Origin of the sequence: uncultured Shewanella sp. (genome assembly GCF_947495455.1) — a bacterium.
Lineage (GTDB): Bacteria > Pseudomonadota > Gammaproteobacteria > Enterobacterales > Shewanellaceae > Shewanella.
In genome coordinates, this window is the sequence record NZ_CANLZC010000061.1 from 1 (window position 1) to 14434 (window position 14434).

14 protein-coding genes are annotated in these 14434 nt (G+C 40.7%); 4 read left to right on the forward strand and 10 right to left on the reverse strand.

From position 1 onward, the window contains the following. Positions 1–511: 511 nt before the first annotated feature. The 3 genes from Q0791_RS15385 to Q0791_RS15395 form a co-directional block, all read right to left on the reverse strand. Positions 512–1762 (reverse strand): type II toxin-antitoxin system HipA family toxin, encoded by a 1251-nt coding sequence (locus Q0791_RS15385; protein WP_299008192.1) that lies wholly within the window; start codon positions 1760–1762, stop codon positions 512–514. After that, positions 1759–2064 carry a transcriptional regulator gene (locus Q0791_RS15390; RefSeq protein ID WP_299008195.1) on the reverse strand — a complete coding sequence of 102 codons (306 nt, stop codon included), beginning with the start codon at positions 2062–2064 and terminating at the stop codon, positions 1759–1761. The genes Q0791_RS15385 and Q0791_RS15390 overlap by 4 nt, the downstream gene beginning before the upstream one ends. A 360-nt stretch (positions 2065–2424) precedes the next feature. Then, positions 2425–2556, reverse strand: a complete 132-nt coding sequence (locus Q0791_RS15395) for a hypothetical protein (protein ID WP_299008198.1) — start codon at positions 2554–2556, stop codon at positions 2425–2427. A 147-nt stretch (positions 2557–2703) separates the two neighbouring features. Here Q0791_RS15395 and Q0791_RS15400 point away from each other — a divergent pair, with 147 nt between their 5' ends. Continuing rightward, positions 2704–3654, forward strand: coding sequence for a hypothetical protein (locus tag Q0791_RS15400; protein WP_299008201.1), 951 nt, complete (start codon positions 2704–2706; stop codon positions 3652–3654). A 123-nt stretch (positions 3655–3777) separates the two neighbouring features. Here the strand turns inward: Q0791_RS15400 and Q0791_RS15405 are convergent, their stop codons facing one another. Further along, a complete protein-coding gene (locus Q0791_RS15405; protein ID WP_299008203.1) occupies positions 3778–3933 on the reverse strand; it encodes a hypothetical protein in 156 nt (51 codons plus the stop codon). Between the two features lie 297 nt (positions 3934–4230). Here Q0791_RS15405 and Q0791_RS15410 point away from each other — a divergent pair, with 297 nt between their 5' ends. Then, positions 4231–5271, forward strand: a complete 1041-nt coding sequence (locus tag Q0791_RS15410; protein ID WP_299008205.1) for an HNH endonuclease signature motif containing protein — start codon at positions 4231–4233, stop codon at positions 5269–5271. Between the two features lie 43 nt (positions 5272–5314). Here Q0791_RS15410 and Q0791_RS15415 read toward each other — a convergent pair whose 3' ends face one another. From Q0791_RS15415 to Q0791_RS15425, 3 genes are all read right to left on the reverse strand, one after another. After that, complete coding sequence (locus Q0791_RS15415; RefSeq protein WP_299008206.1) at positions 5315–5632, reverse strand: hypothetical protein; 318 nt, start codon at positions 5630–5632, stop codon at positions 5315–5317. 254 nt (positions 5633–5886) lie between these two features. Next, on the reverse strand, positions 5887–9018 hold the full coding sequence (locus Q0791_RS15420) for an efflux RND transporter permease subunit (RefSeq protein WP_299008209.1): 3132 nt from the start codon (positions 9016–9018) through the stop codon (positions 5887–5889). Positions 9019–9031: 13 nt separating this feature from the next. After that, entirely contained in the window at positions 9032–10279 is a 1248-nt protein-coding gene (locus tag Q0791_RS15425) for an efflux RND transporter periplasmic adaptor subunit (protein ID WP_299008212.1), read from the reverse strand. A gap of 260 nt (positions 10280–10539) precedes the next feature. Here Q0791_RS15425 and Q0791_RS15430 point away from each other — a divergent pair, with 260 nt between their 5' ends. Beyond that, complete coding sequence (locus tag Q0791_RS15430; protein WP_299008215.1) at positions 10540–11151, forward strand: TetR/AcrR family transcriptional regulator; 612 nt, start codon at positions 10540–10542, stop codon at positions 11149–11151. Between the two features lie 62 nt (positions 11152–11213). Here the strand turns inward: Q0791_RS15430 and Q0791_RS15435 are convergent, their stop codons facing one another. The 3 genes from Q0791_RS15435 to Q0791_RS15445 form a co-directional block, all read right to left on the reverse strand. After that, entirely contained in the window at positions 11214–11831 is a 618-nt protein-coding gene (locus Q0791_RS15435) for a class I SAM-dependent methyltransferase (RefSeq protein WP_299008218.1), read from the reverse strand. Positions 11832–12074: 243 nt separating this feature from the next. Then, positions 12075–12500, reverse strand: a complete 426-nt coding sequence (locus tag Q0791_RS15440; protein WP_299008221.1) for a hypothetical protein — start codon at positions 12498–12500, stop codon at positions 12075–12077. A 14-nt stretch (positions 12501–12514) separates the two neighbouring features. After that, positions 12515–12943 carry a hypothetical protein gene (locus tag Q0791_RS15445; protein WP_299008225.1) on the reverse strand — a complete coding sequence of 143 codons (429 nt, stop codon included), beginning with the start codon at positions 12941–12943 and terminating at the stop codon, positions 12515–12517. Between the two features lie 349 nt (positions 12944–13292). Between Q0791_RS15445 and Q0791_RS15450 the strand changes: the two genes are divergently transcribed. Next, on the forward strand, positions 13293–14270 hold the full coding sequence (locus tag Q0791_RS15450) for a hypothetical protein (RefSeq protein WP_299008227.1): 978 nt from the start codon (positions 13293–13295) through the stop codon (positions 14268–14270). The last annotated feature ends 164 nt before the right edge of the window (positions 14271–14434 follow it).

A 14434-nucleotide genomic window follows, 5' to 3' on the forward strand; every position in this document is an offset into this window, starting at 1 on the left:
GTTATATGAAGAACCATCTTATTTATCGCAATGTCTTCGGGATTATTTAGAATAAAAATATGAGGGGATCTTTAAGTATTTACACACTAAACTTCCCCCAGCCTCCCTTCATAAAACACTCCCCCCACTCCTCAATAAGCGACACACTATTCACACACTATTCGCGCCCTCATATGCAACAGACCCAGCGGCCTTGCTCTATGAAAAGACAAAAAGATAAAAAGACACAACATTAAAACCGAATCAGACATTCTTCAAGGTTGATATATAAACAGATTTATATAAACAGCTCGATGAGGCCTTTGTAAAATAAAGGCCTAGATATTACTATCTAGGCCACAATCCTCGACTCCCCAGCTCAAACCTTTTCTCTTCAACCCAATTTCCTCCTCTCCTTCAAGCTTTCCCCCCACTCCAATAGCACTAAACAATGACAACGCCCCTATTGCAGCTAAACACCCGTTTGATGACGATTGCCAAAATAGCGACAATAGCGACAATAGCGTTTTACTTACACATTAAAGGCTGCTTGCTTCATTAATTGCTGCGCTCTGCTGATCCCCAAGCGATCCGCAAGTTTCTGCCAATGTTGCACTGCACTTAGCACTTCATCATAAATCTGAGTCGCCTCATCATGGGTTAAACGAAAAAAGTCGATAACCTCAAATGCCAAACTATAATCTAACGCATTGGCAGTATCGGTAATGTTCAGATGTAACCCTTGCTTGCCGACAATGGGGTTCAAATCATAAGCTGGCGATAACCGCCATCCTTGACTCGTCAATAAAAAACCATGATTACGGAGATGATCATCGGTATTAGATATCGCAATATTAAACACGATCCGGCGCCATAGTTGAGCTAAATCCACCTTGGTCTGTGCACCTTGGTTAGTCAAGAACTCCGCGATTTCAAGATAACTAGCACCGTCTGAATGCTCACCATCATAGTATTGCAGTTGCGTCATAGCCGATGAAAAATGAAGTCGTTTACTGCCCATCCGATCGAAACGTTTAGTAATGAAGGTATGATGCTGCGATGAGAATTTTCGGACTTCACTTGAAAACATCTCAACCCCTGCAGCCAATGCCAACTCGTAACACAACATTTCCCATATTCCGACATCAAAAGTATCGTTTTGGTTAGGGAATTTAGCTATCCAAAGTTGGTCATACTCATCGGTGACACACGCTTTAGGCCTTGCTCCGCCCAACGAGGAGCCGGGGGAAATAAGCATATTGAGCCAGCGATAGTACTCATCACTCTCAATATTTTCATCTTTTTCAATTTGAATAGCAGCGTATTCCAGCTCTCTTAATGACGCCATAGGAGGGGCTGAAAACTCGGCGTTATTATCAAGAAAATCTTGCGAATCCGCTATCTTAAATCGGATCCCACCCATTCGGTATGAATCATGCACGCCCAATAAATAGTCCAACTCACTCAAGCGGCCACTGCTTCGTAAACCCTTACGCTGCTCAATAGCTGCTCGGCGCTGCATCAGAATTCGCCCCCAACGATCGGGTGACGAGTCCAAAAAGGCGCGAAAGTTTTTATCGGCAGCGTCATTGTACAATTCACCACTATGAAGGGTAAGTAGTGGATCTATCTGTAAGCGATATGCTGATTTTAAAAATGCATTGTCATACGCAAAGCTAAATACTCCACCACGACTAGAATCACTGTAAGTTAATTTGCCAAGCAATAAAGGGATCTCAATGGGATCCCAAGAAGCATAAACCTCAACGACACTGCGACTCATTTATCACCACCCAAGAGTTTAATATTTTGCAATTTGATACCGACTTCATCGAGGGCGGCTAATTCGGAAAAATTATCTTCCATTCCCAATACAGCCATTATTTTCAAGTAAGTGCCTATAGCGACGCCAGGATCACCCGCAAATACCTTATTGATCGTTTTATTATCAAAACCTGTACGTTCACAGATCATTTTTTTGGTAAAACCACGACGTTTCATCGCCAACAGCAAATCTTCACCAAAAGTGCTCAATACCTTGCGTTGTTTAGGGAACAATACTTTATGTAAGTCTCTCTTTGCCATGAATTCACCTATAAACGGACTATAATCCCATTTTAAAGATATTAATAGGAATATAGTCCCTTAATCACACAAATTCAACCTAAGTATTAATATACTGGTAGGACTGTATTCCCATTTTTAGAGTATTAATGGGAATATAGTCCTACATTTAACGCTACCCTTCCTCTCCTTCAATTCCAGCTCCCCTCTTTCCCTCCACAATCCTCGACTCCCCACTTCAAACCTTTTCTCTTTCTCTTCAATCCAATCCCACCCTATGACAACCCCCTTTCACTCTAGTGGTAGCCTTAACTTGAGCAGCTTGCACTGCTGCCACCCTGCATTGACTTGCCTCTCTCACTTGTCTCCTCTCACGCCCTCTCATTTATCTGCTCTCACTTCTTTCCGCTCACTTGTCTGCTCTCGATTCGGCCGCCACAGGCTTAACCCATTCAGACTTAAGGTTAATCGACCTAATGCTAATTGCTTAAGGGTAATGATAATTATTATCATTAAATTCGCTAAAGTTAACTTTTGCGCTACAGATTATTAAAAAATCTTCGACTTAAGCCTCATTGCGCCAATGGATGACTCATTACTACTATATTCAGGTGACGTAACTAACGTCATGAAACTTCTTAACTATTAGAAAGGCTACCCATGCAAATGATTAAACCACTGACACTTTCTTTATTGGCCACTGGATTGTTCAGTGCTGTTAACGTTTCTGCAGCAACAGAGACTACACTACTGACTTGCAATGGATGCTCGCCGACTCAAATGGAAGCGGTAACACAACACCACTTAAGAACACACAAGGATGAATTCATTGCGGTTGTGGATTACCAAAATGAACAGGCTAGCAAATTCCAAGTGAACCCCGTCACCAATAAATACGGTAAAACCGTTAATCAACTTACCGCTGTCGAATTAACGACGGAAGAGGCTGACAATATCAAGGCTGTCATCGAAGCCCGTAAGGCATTGGTTGAATTAATGCCTGAATCTGTGGTGATTAACCCAGAAGCCACCGATGGCACTAAGTCACATTTTCATGCTCACACATTGAAAACTAAACCTTCATTCAACTTCGATTACCAATACCTTTACTATGGTAGCTTTAAGCAACAAGTGAATGTGTATGACTTCATGCAAGCCTCTTATTTACGTAACAAGGCCTATCATGAGTATTTTGGTGACAACTATGCCACTTACCTTTTCAGCATGCTATCGAAAGCCTTGATCAGCTTCAAATTGCCTATGGATGTCTATGATGGTATTGGCTTACACCTTAACATTCAATTTGAAAATGCCAACCAAGCATATTTAGGCACGGCACAAGTCGCCATCGATCCGAAAAAAGAAACCTTCAATGTGATTTCTGCTAGCGATGCTGACAAAAATACCGTTCCAGTGAAAAAAGAAGACATAGCCGGTCAAATGTTCGCCTTTAGTTCTGACGATAATAAAGCCGCTTTTGACAGCTATATTGAGCAATTCGCTTCTGCATCAGAGAAATGCCAATCAGTAAGCAGTCGTCAGTTAGGCGAAGTGTCACTGCATGCCTACCAGTGTAATGCTGTTGTGAGTGACACAGCAGCCGCAAAATAAGCGTATTATAAACTTATCACTCAATTACCCTAGCATATATCCCCCTGGTACTTGCACCCATAGAGGTATTGAAAAAGTGATAACAATAATCAATGTTATCACGTTTTGATAACATTGATTCAATTATTTTTTTGAGTGTATGCTCCATATTTCAAGTGCCAACCAAGTCCCCCCCATCGCGACCCGTTCCATGGCCGGATACTCATCATTAATCGACCACATTCGGTAAATGGATTGTGTTTTCGCCTCTTTGACAAACACGGCCTGATTTTCAGTCATGTGCTTTTCAAGGGCCAAACCCCGCAAAAATGCGCCATTCACAGCAAGATCGACAGTCTCTGAATAAAAAATAATTTAAAAAACAATAATATAATAGTAATAGAATATTTCATTTCAACTTTTCCTTCATTGATTTGTCTTAATTAAGCCTAGCAAGGCTCACTGAAAAAAATCAAAATTCACTCGCACCTTTAGCCATTATCAATTAGGCTTTGCCTTTAGCTCATAAAAGCAGCAATATGAGGAGAGCAATACCCATAATCTGGGAAGCATAAACAGCGAGAAGGAAAAGCTTATATGGATAATAAAATTACACGCATTTGCTGGAATAGCCATCATTGGGCACTCCCTTCGGGTAAAGAAGGAAAAAGTCAAGATAAAGAAAGCTTGGAATATCAACAAGGTTACAGTTTTGAAGAATGGTTAGGTGAACAAAGTCACCACATTGACGGTTTCAAATATGCCTTTTTACCCGCTATCGATATCCATAATAATCGGCTTCAAGGCAATAAATGGAATATATGGCTATACACGCTAAAAGATAACCGCAAGCTGTGCGTCGGTCATATCAAAAGAACTTTATGTATCACAGAAGAAGACGCCCAAAAAGCACTGGATACCTATAAAGAAGAAGGCTGGTTAAACGACATGCAAGCTCAGTTGAATGAACTGAATATTGATCCCACCTCATTAATTGAGACTCCCGCATTATCAATGTTTAATATCAAGTTTAAACTCAAAGATTTAACTTGGTTTAAAGAGCCTAAAGATATTAGTCATCATTATGCCAATCACCGCTATGTCCTCATGGATTTAGTGGATCCTGACTTTAAAGAAGAACACTTACTCGAAGATGATCTGTCTTTCGATTTAACCCATATCTTAGCAGCACCGCACACAGTGAATGAAAAAATAGAAGCGGTGAATAACAGAATAGGGCAAGGCGTTTTTAGGCGCAACGTCATTGATTTATGGCAATCAGAACGCTGCGCTGTGACCTTAGTGGACATTGCTTGCATGCTCACGGCCACACACATTAAGTCTTGGGAGCACTGCACCGAGGAAGAAAAATTCGACGGAGCCAATGGCCTGATGTTGTGTGCCCATGTTAGCCAACTATTCAGTAATCATTTAGCCACTTTTACGCTTAAAAATGGCCGTTACATTCTAGAAGTCTCTGCCTGTATCGATCCCACACAGCTCAAAGGATTAGGTATTGAAAAAGACACGCAACTGAGCACCGCACATTTAGACTTTGACTCACTAGAACGTTTCAAACGATACATTCAAGAACATAATCAAAAGTTTATCGAAACCAATACCTTTTACCATGACTAGATTCTGTAGCAGGGCTCACAGGCATAAATGTGCGTCCTGTTATTCATTCGCTATTTTCTGCAGCACACTCTTCTTGATACTTATCAATCTCTTCTTGACTAAAAGTGATTCGATAGCTCATTCTTGACAGCGTATTTGCATCCTCTTTTTTGCGGTTAATTTGCACGAGAAAGTGTTCATAGTCAGAGAAATCAGCAGACAAAGCCTTCAATTGACTCTCGTCAGACACTTCGGCAAAAAAAATAGCGGCTGACAACCGAGTTAATAAATTCTCATAAGGTAGCTCCCACTGAGTCAATACACCAGCGGCAGATAATGCAGTCATTTTCTCTTTTACTTTATCGATATCCGGTACATACATAATGTGATCCTTTACTGTGCTCGTCTGTCAATTGAGCATAGTAGAATAGTCAGTAACTCACCAAATGAAGGTGCGATATTCAACCACAATCAATCGCCTTTACCATAGATATAATTAATATATTTATATAATCCATCATTATTATGGTTAAAAAATCATTTAAAAAAACGCACCTAAAAAGGCGCGTTTTTATAAAGTTACGTAAATAAATGTCTTGATTGAACAAAATATTTCTTTTCAATTATTGTTACTTGTTAATCACTCCTTTCCGCCCTTCTTGTTAAAAAAAAGTAAAATAGAGGCGTGAGTAATAAACCAAATACCGTGACACCTATCATGCCAGCAAATACTGCGACCCCTATGGCTTGACGCATTTCAGCACCTGCTCCTGTGGACAATACCATAGGCACCACGCCCATAATAAAGGCAATGGATGTCATTAGAATAGGACGCAATCGTAAGCGTGCCGCCTCAGTAATCGCTTCCATAGGTGATGCGCCTTCATCTTGCTTTTCCTTCGCAAACTCAACAATCAAAATCGCATTTTTAGTCGCTAACCCTACCAGTACAATCAAGCCAATTTGGGTGAAAATATTATTATCCCCACCATAGATAAGCACACCGCTTATCGCCGATAGCAAGGTCATGGGAATAATCAATATAATGGCTAAAGGTAAAGACAAACTCTCATATTGCGCCGCAAGTACCATAAAGACCAGTAAGATCACTAAGGGAAAGACAATTAAACCTGTGTTGCCAGCCAAAATTTGCTGGTACGTTAACTCAGTCCATTCATATGTCATGCCATTGGGCAAAGTGTCAGCCAGAATTTTCTCAATCGCCGCTTGCGCCTCTCCCGAACTGTAACCCGGTGCTGGCCCGCCATTTAACTCAGCCGTGGTAAAGCCATTGTAATGCATCACACGATCTGGGCCGGCAATATTACTCACAGTCACAAATGATCCAAGAGGCACCATGTCACCTTGGTTATTAGGCACTTTTAACTGACTGATTTGCTCAGGGCTTTGCCTAAAGGCTTCATCGGCCTGAATATTGACCTGATAGGTTCGGCCAAATTGGTTAAAGTCATTGACATACGTCGAGCCCATATAGGCCTGCAAGGTTTGAAAAACCTCATTGAGTGACACCCCCTGCTGCTTCGCTTTGGTGCGATCGACATCCAAATCAAGCTGAGGAACATTCACTTGATAGCTTGAAAATACCCCCTTCAATTCCGGTGCAGCCCATGCTTTTTGCATCACTTGCATGGTCACTTTATACAGTTCTTCATAGCCCAGATTTGCTCTATCTTCAATTTGTAATCTAAAGCCACCAATGGTGCCTAGACCTTGTACAGGTGGAGGGGGGAATATGGCAATGAAGGCATCTTGAATACCCGCAAACTGACGATTTAAATCCGCGGCAATGGCATTGGCCGACAGACTGGGATCGGTACGATCGGCAAAGTCTTTTAATGGCGTAAACACAATGCCGCTATTAGGGCTATTAGTGAAACCATTAATACTCAGCCCTGGAAACGCAACAGAATGATCGACACCAGGGTGCGACATGGCAATACGTGACATTTCTTTAATCACAGCTTCCGTTCTGTCAAGGGATGCGGCATCGGGCAGCTGTGCAAAGGCAATCAAATATTGCTTGTCTTGTCCTGGCACATAACCTGTCGGTGTCGAATGAAACTGTAATCCAGCAACGCCCACCAGAGCAATATACAGCACTCCAAAAATCACGCCTAAGCGAATAACTTTCTTCACCAACCAAACATACCCATTAGACGCACGATTGAAAAAGCGATTAAAAGGGGTAAATAACCAAGTGCCAAACACTTTGTCCATGCCCCGTGTTAATACATCTTTTTTCTCATGACGGCCCTTTAAGAGTAAAGCTGATAAGGCTGGACTTAAAGTTAACGAGTTAATCGCTGAAATAAATGTCGAAATGGTAATGGTTAATGCAAACTGCTTATAAAACTGCCCTGTCAGTCCTGACATAAATGCGGTAGGAATAAACACAGCCGCTAACACTAAAGTGGTTGCCACAATGGGACCTGTCACTTCCTTCATGGCTTTTTGTGTCGCAGCAATGGGGGCTAATCCTTCAGCAATATTACGCTCGACGTTTTCCACCACCACAATGGCATCATCTACAACAATACCAATGGCGAGAACTAGGCCAAATAATGACAATGCATTAAGAGAAAATCCCATAAGGTACATGAAAGTAAAAGTACCAATGAGAGAGACAGGCACCGCCACTAAGGGAATGATAGAAGCGCGCCAAGTTTGTAAAAACAACACAACCACAAGCACAACTAACAATACGGCTTCTAATAAGGTTTTGACGACAGCCTTAATTGAATCTCGAACAAAAACCGTTGGGTCGTAAACAATCGAGTAGCTTAATCCTTCAGGGAAATGTTCAGACAGCTGCGCCATGGTGCTTCGCACATCATTTGAGATTTGAATCGCATTAGAACCTGACGCTTGGAAAATGGGAATTGCCACCGCATCTTTATTATCAAGCAATGAACGTAATGAATAACTTGAGGCGCCCAGCTCGACTCTTGCGACATCTTTTAAACGCGTGACTTCGCCTTGCTGACCTACTTTAATAATAATATTTTCAAATTCTTCAACTGTAGTTAAGCGGCCTTTTACGTTGATCAATAATTGAAAATCTGCATCACCACTGGGCTGAGAGCCTAAACTCCCTGCCGCCGCTTGCTGATTTTGCTCTCGAACGGCAGCAATAATTTGTGTTGGAGACATGCCCAATGCTGAAACTTTATTAGGATCGAGCCAAATACGTAAACTGTATTCTCCCGCGCCAAATAAACGCACCGCACCCACACCTTCAATACGGGCTAGCTCATCTTTTACATTAAGCGCAGCATAATTTGACAAATACAGCATGTCATAACGATCATCAGGCGAGGTTAAATGCACCACCATAGTTAAATCCGGTGAAGATTTCTCTGTAATGATCCCCAAACGCTGCACTTCTTGTGGCAATCTGGGTTTCGCCCTATCCACACGACTTTGCACTTGTGCTTGTGCTTTATCCACATCGGTGCCAATAGCAAAAGTGATAGTCAGCGTCATGAGACCGTCAGAGGTGGCTTGAGAGGACATGTATAACATGTCTTCTACACCATTAATTTCTTGCTCTAAAGGTGATGCTACTGTATCGGCGATGACTTTAGGGTTAGCACCGGGGTAATTGGCTGTCACTACAACCGTTGGCGGAACGACCTCAGGGTATTCTGTAATGGGTAATTGCCAAACGGCAATCAAGCCTGTGATCACAAAAATCATGGAGATCACGGCCGCAAAGATCGGCCTTTTAATAAAAAATTGCGAAAACATACAACCGCTCCTTTTATCCGCGATTTTGTTGTGTGCCAGTATTCACTGTTAAGGAATCGTCGTTATTTGCATCAAAAAGTTGTTGCTCACGCTGCAATTGGGTGAGCTGTGCCTTAGTTGCCATATCGACTTGATTTGCTGTGACTTGCATGCTCGGTCTCACCCGTTGCAGTCCATTCACTACTATCTTGTCATCGGCCGTCAAGCCGCTGCTAACAATACGCAGACCATTGAGTTTTTCACCTAAGACCACAGGGCGATATTCCAGCTTTTGTTCATTGTTCACCACTAATACAAATTTATTATTTAAATCTGTGCCAATGGCTTTCTCATTAATTAAAATGCCTTGATAAGCATCACTGCTCATAAGCTTAATGCGTGCAAATAAACCGGGTAATAAGCTTTGGTCATCATTATTAAAAGTCGCACGAAGACGTATGGTGCCTGTTTTAGGGTTGATGGCATTATCCACAAAATCAATATGGCCTAAATGACGATAGTCTTTATCATTTGCCAGCGCCATATACACTTGGCTACCTTGCGCTTGCTGACCCTTTAGTCTTGTTTTGTTGATTAACTGTGTATAGCCAAGATAACTTTGCTCATCCACATCAAAATATGCATACATTTTTTCAGTGGATACGAGTCGAGTCAGCTCAGTTTGTCCCGCTGTGACATAATTACCCGCAGTCACTTGTGCATAAGACACTCGACCAGTAATAGGCGCTTTAATTTGCGTATAAGCGAGATCTAACTGAGCACGAGTGAGCGCCGCTTTTTGAGCATTCACACTGGCTGCGGCTTGATGCTTAGTGGCCAAACGTGCTTCTAAGGTTTCTTCAGATACCGCTTTTTTACGATATAACTTTTCAGCTCTGGCATATTCGCTATCCGCTAATTTTTTAGCGGCATTGGCACTCTTTAATTGCGCCTTTAAGCGTGACACTTCGGCCTTAAAAGGCGCAGCATCAATTTGAAATAATAACGCACCTTCATTAACCAATGCCCCTTCTTTAAAATTCACCTTTTGAATATAACCTGACACTCTTGGCATCAGATCGACTGTCTGCGGCGCTTGTAAACGGCCCGTAAATTGATCCCATTCCGTTATACGCTGGGACACCACATTTGCCACATCCACTGTCGGTGCGGGCATTGCCAAAGCTGTAGGTGTTTTTACCTCTGAACCGCCACAAGCTGTTAACACTAAGGCCGTGATGCTGCTTAAAATAAAAAGTCTCATAGTGTATTGTTTACCCATGACAATGCCCCTAATTTATTTGCTCATCCTGAACTGAGATTATTCAAGAGTGAATAATATGTTTATGTACCGATCGGTAAATATAAAGACTTTTTAATCTCTGTCAACATTTTTTGTACTGCCTGGTATGAAAATATGTTATTTATGTGATAATGTAGCCAGAATGGCCAAAAGCGAATAGACAAAGCGTCAAAATAGTATGCAATAGCGCATCTTTTAAAAACGTCAGTGCAGACACACTAGTGAAAGAGGAAAACAATATGTCACCCATGTGCAATGGTCAGCCAATAGGTCGTCCTCGCGCCTTTGATCTAGAGCAAGCGTTAGAAAAAGCTTTGGATGTTTTTTGGCGTAAAGGCTATGAAGGAGCATCTCTTGCAGATTTAACCCAAGCAATGGGCATTAACAAACCCAGCTTATACTCTGCCTTTGGTAATAAGGAGCAACTCTTTCTCAAAGCCATTGAGCTTTATGAGCAACGTCCTTGCGGTTATTTTTTACCCGCATTAGAGCAAAAAACCGCTTATGATGTCGCTTTATTCATGCTCAAAGGCGCAGCGATGAGTTTAACAAACGCAGAGCATCCCCAAGGCTGTATTATCGTACAGAGTGCGCTTTCCTGTAGTGAATCTGGAGCAAGTGTTAAAGAAGCCCTCATTCAAAGGCGTCGTGAAAACGAACAAAAATTATATCAACGATTCGTGCGTGCGCACCAAGAAGGGGACTTAGCAAAAGATGCCAATCCTTGTGTGCTGGCTAAATATTTAGTCACAGTCTTACAAGGCATGGCCATTCAAGTCACTAATGGCGCAACTAAAGAAGAATTAGAGCAAGTGGCACAAGTGGTTTTGAAAGTGTTTGAGCAGCCTTAAATACCTTGATATAGGCTCACTGCATCATGCAGCCTTATCACTATAAATCATAGGTATAGATCTTAGTGCGAAACAAATCTGTCATGGTCATAATACGAGTGGCTTGATAATTCGGCAAAGCAAAGGTATAAATCATAGGTATAGATCTTAGTGCGAAACAAATCTGTCATGGTCATCGTACGGGTGGCTTGATAATTCGGCAAAGCAAAGGTATTACTGATTAATTGACGGCGATGTGAAACCTGTGTTGACTGGATTAATGTTTGCTGCTTGAGCTTATTTGCAAGATGCTGCATCCCCTTTGGAAATAAATAACAGCAATAAATCTGAAACGGTAACAAATCAACCGTTAAAAAATCTTTTCGTTTAAAAGTAATATTATTTAACCTAGCGATTTTTGCCCATATCACAGACACTAGCCAAGGAAAAAAAGAAAGCTCAAATCCTGTCACCTGAATATTGGGATAAGCTTTAGCCAGTGCAATACTCACATGGCCCCAACCTGAGCCTAAATCAGCAATAGCGTGTGTATTGTCATCGACACTAAGCTGCTCTAGCATGACTCGACGCACCTTAGCACTGCTGGGCATAGGTGAAATACCTGTCCTTAATGTCGAGATGATAATACTCATACCTATCACTAAGGTTAATATTAAACACACCACTTCAAATAGATTCAATTCAACGTTTCCATCAAGTACATCAAACGACTCATAGCCAATAGATCCAAGTCATCGCATCCATCAAGCTTTCAAATGGCTCAATATCATTAATGCGCCAATATTAAGCACACAAACTCAACTAGCCAATAGAGCCAAGTCATCGTATCCATTAAGTACATCAAAGGTTCAAATCACTAAAGTATCACATCAAGCCTTCAAATGGCTAAAATGTCATTGAAGTGGCAAATATAACCTGAGTCATCACACGCGATCTTTACCTTGACCGCTTGCCATCTCATCACGTTGGCCTCTTGCGATTTCTAAGTTTTGCATTTTTGCACGCAACTCATCACTTTCTTGCTTTAGAGATGACTTACTGTCAGTAGCATACGTTGATTTTGAACCGACTAAATGGCCATCAGTATTACTTTTGCTGGTAAAAAAATCATAGCTTGTTGACGATAAACTCATGATCTCTGATGAAAACTGTTGACTCTTTTGTATATTTTCATTTTGGATATTTTCAGCTATCGCAGCTTGTTTAACCTCACGAATGTATTCACTATCAGGAATACCTTCTAAAATCCCCTGGATCAGGGTTTCAGCTAATTTTTGTTGTTCTTCAGCAATGAAGTTAACCATTGATGTGGAAGTATTAATACTCACATCAGGTATAATACTGGACATAATACTCTTCTCTCTTAAATAAAATGGATATGATTCGATGTGGATTGGGGCTTGTTATTGACTTTATTGGGCTGTAAACGCTGAGGCGTTCCTACTTCATTCCGAATTTGCTCTTGCCAATATTTCAGTCCATCGATCACTTTTTTAAGACTGATACTGGGTTTAAGTTTCAATTCTTGCTGATTGAGTACTAAATGTACCTCTACAGCATCGGCATTTTCAGAAAGCGAAACGATAGGCGCTGCATTAATCGCGTTATTTCTATTGGCGATCAGCATATTTTGCTGCATAGACGGTGACACTTCCCCGACATGAAACTGGCCAAATATGGTGATTTGATAACCGGCTTCAGGCTTAAATAGCGTGATCAGCATGTCATCGTTAACCGCTAACTGACAAATGCCTTTTTCATCAAAAGTGAAAAATTGATCAGTTCCACTCATTTTAAGCCCTTTAAGCCATTTATCTCTGAAATCTATCATGCATTAACCTGTTCATTTAGCCTTTTACAGTCATTTAAAAATCCAACACGCTTGTCTTCTCGTGAGAAATTGTTGCAAAAACGACCGATATTTGGCTATCAAATTAATGACAAACTTCCAAAAAACACACTCGACTTTAGTCGTAGCCCTTTATAAATTCAAATAGACTAAAAAATTAATCAATGCACCCAATGAAATGAGTACTTTTTAAACATGGTTGCAAAAAAGTGATAAAAACGTTTTTTTTTGATAGCAATCAAAATAACCAAGAGCAAGAATACAGTCACTCTTTCAATAAAGGTTATTCAATATGACAAACGCCCTTACAATTAAAACACATGATTGGAATGTTTTTAATGCCAATATTGATGAGAACTGCTTAAGTAAAATAAATCAGGCTACAACGTTAGATGAGGCAAAAGCCGCAAGAAGCATATTTGCTAAAATCACAGACTGGTTAGAAATCACCCATATCGATAAAGCTTTTGAGTCCCTGTATACATTAACTCATGATAGTGGTAAACCGTTAACCAGTGAACAATTATTAGAAAAAATTGACGCATTAACAACGCTCAATGACTCACTCAAGCCAAAATACCGCGATAATATACAAGTCACATGTGATTATGATCCTGAACTAGCAAAGAAAAAAAATTTTAATTATAAAACGACACCTATCAACCTGAACATCAAGTTAGTCGACAACACAAATAACGAGCTAATGAATAGTACGTTTTCCCTTGGTGATGTTGAAACTGAAATGGAAAATATCAAAAAATTTCCTGTCATTGATCGAGCAAATTTTGTCACAAGAGACTCAAAGGATCTTTCTCAGCAAGAACATGAACAAAAAGTTCAAACAGAGTTGAAAAAAGTCAGATATACTCAAAGAAATCAAGATGAAGTATTAAATCCAAAGACAGTCACAGCAAAGGATTTTAGAGTCACAAATGTTGAAGAAGGCAACATAGATAGATTGGCTTTTCACTTATTAACACCTGAAACACATCTAAAATTTATCGAAGAACCAGCATTAGTACAAGAATGGATCACTTCACAAATACAACGACTTGATTATCTTGCCGAGCAATCCGATAAAATTTTTATCAAACTCGCCCATTTTTTACCACAGGATATATCAGGCGACAAACAGCAAGGTCATTGGTCAATGAAGGCGACACAAATGATGACTCATTATCACGAATCGAGTCAAGCAGCAAAACCTTTTGCCGATGAGATGAATAAAAAGGTGGCTCTTTCACAAAATGCTCATATGCAATTTGTCTGAACTAATACATCTAAGCAAGCATTCACTAAAGGCGTATCACCATTGAGGGTGGTATCATCCACCCCATGTATTTTTTATTCCATCTTCTGTTTTTTCATAACAGTGAAGACAGGGGTTAGTAATGATTCGCATAGTCAATCGATTACATTCAAACACTTAAACAC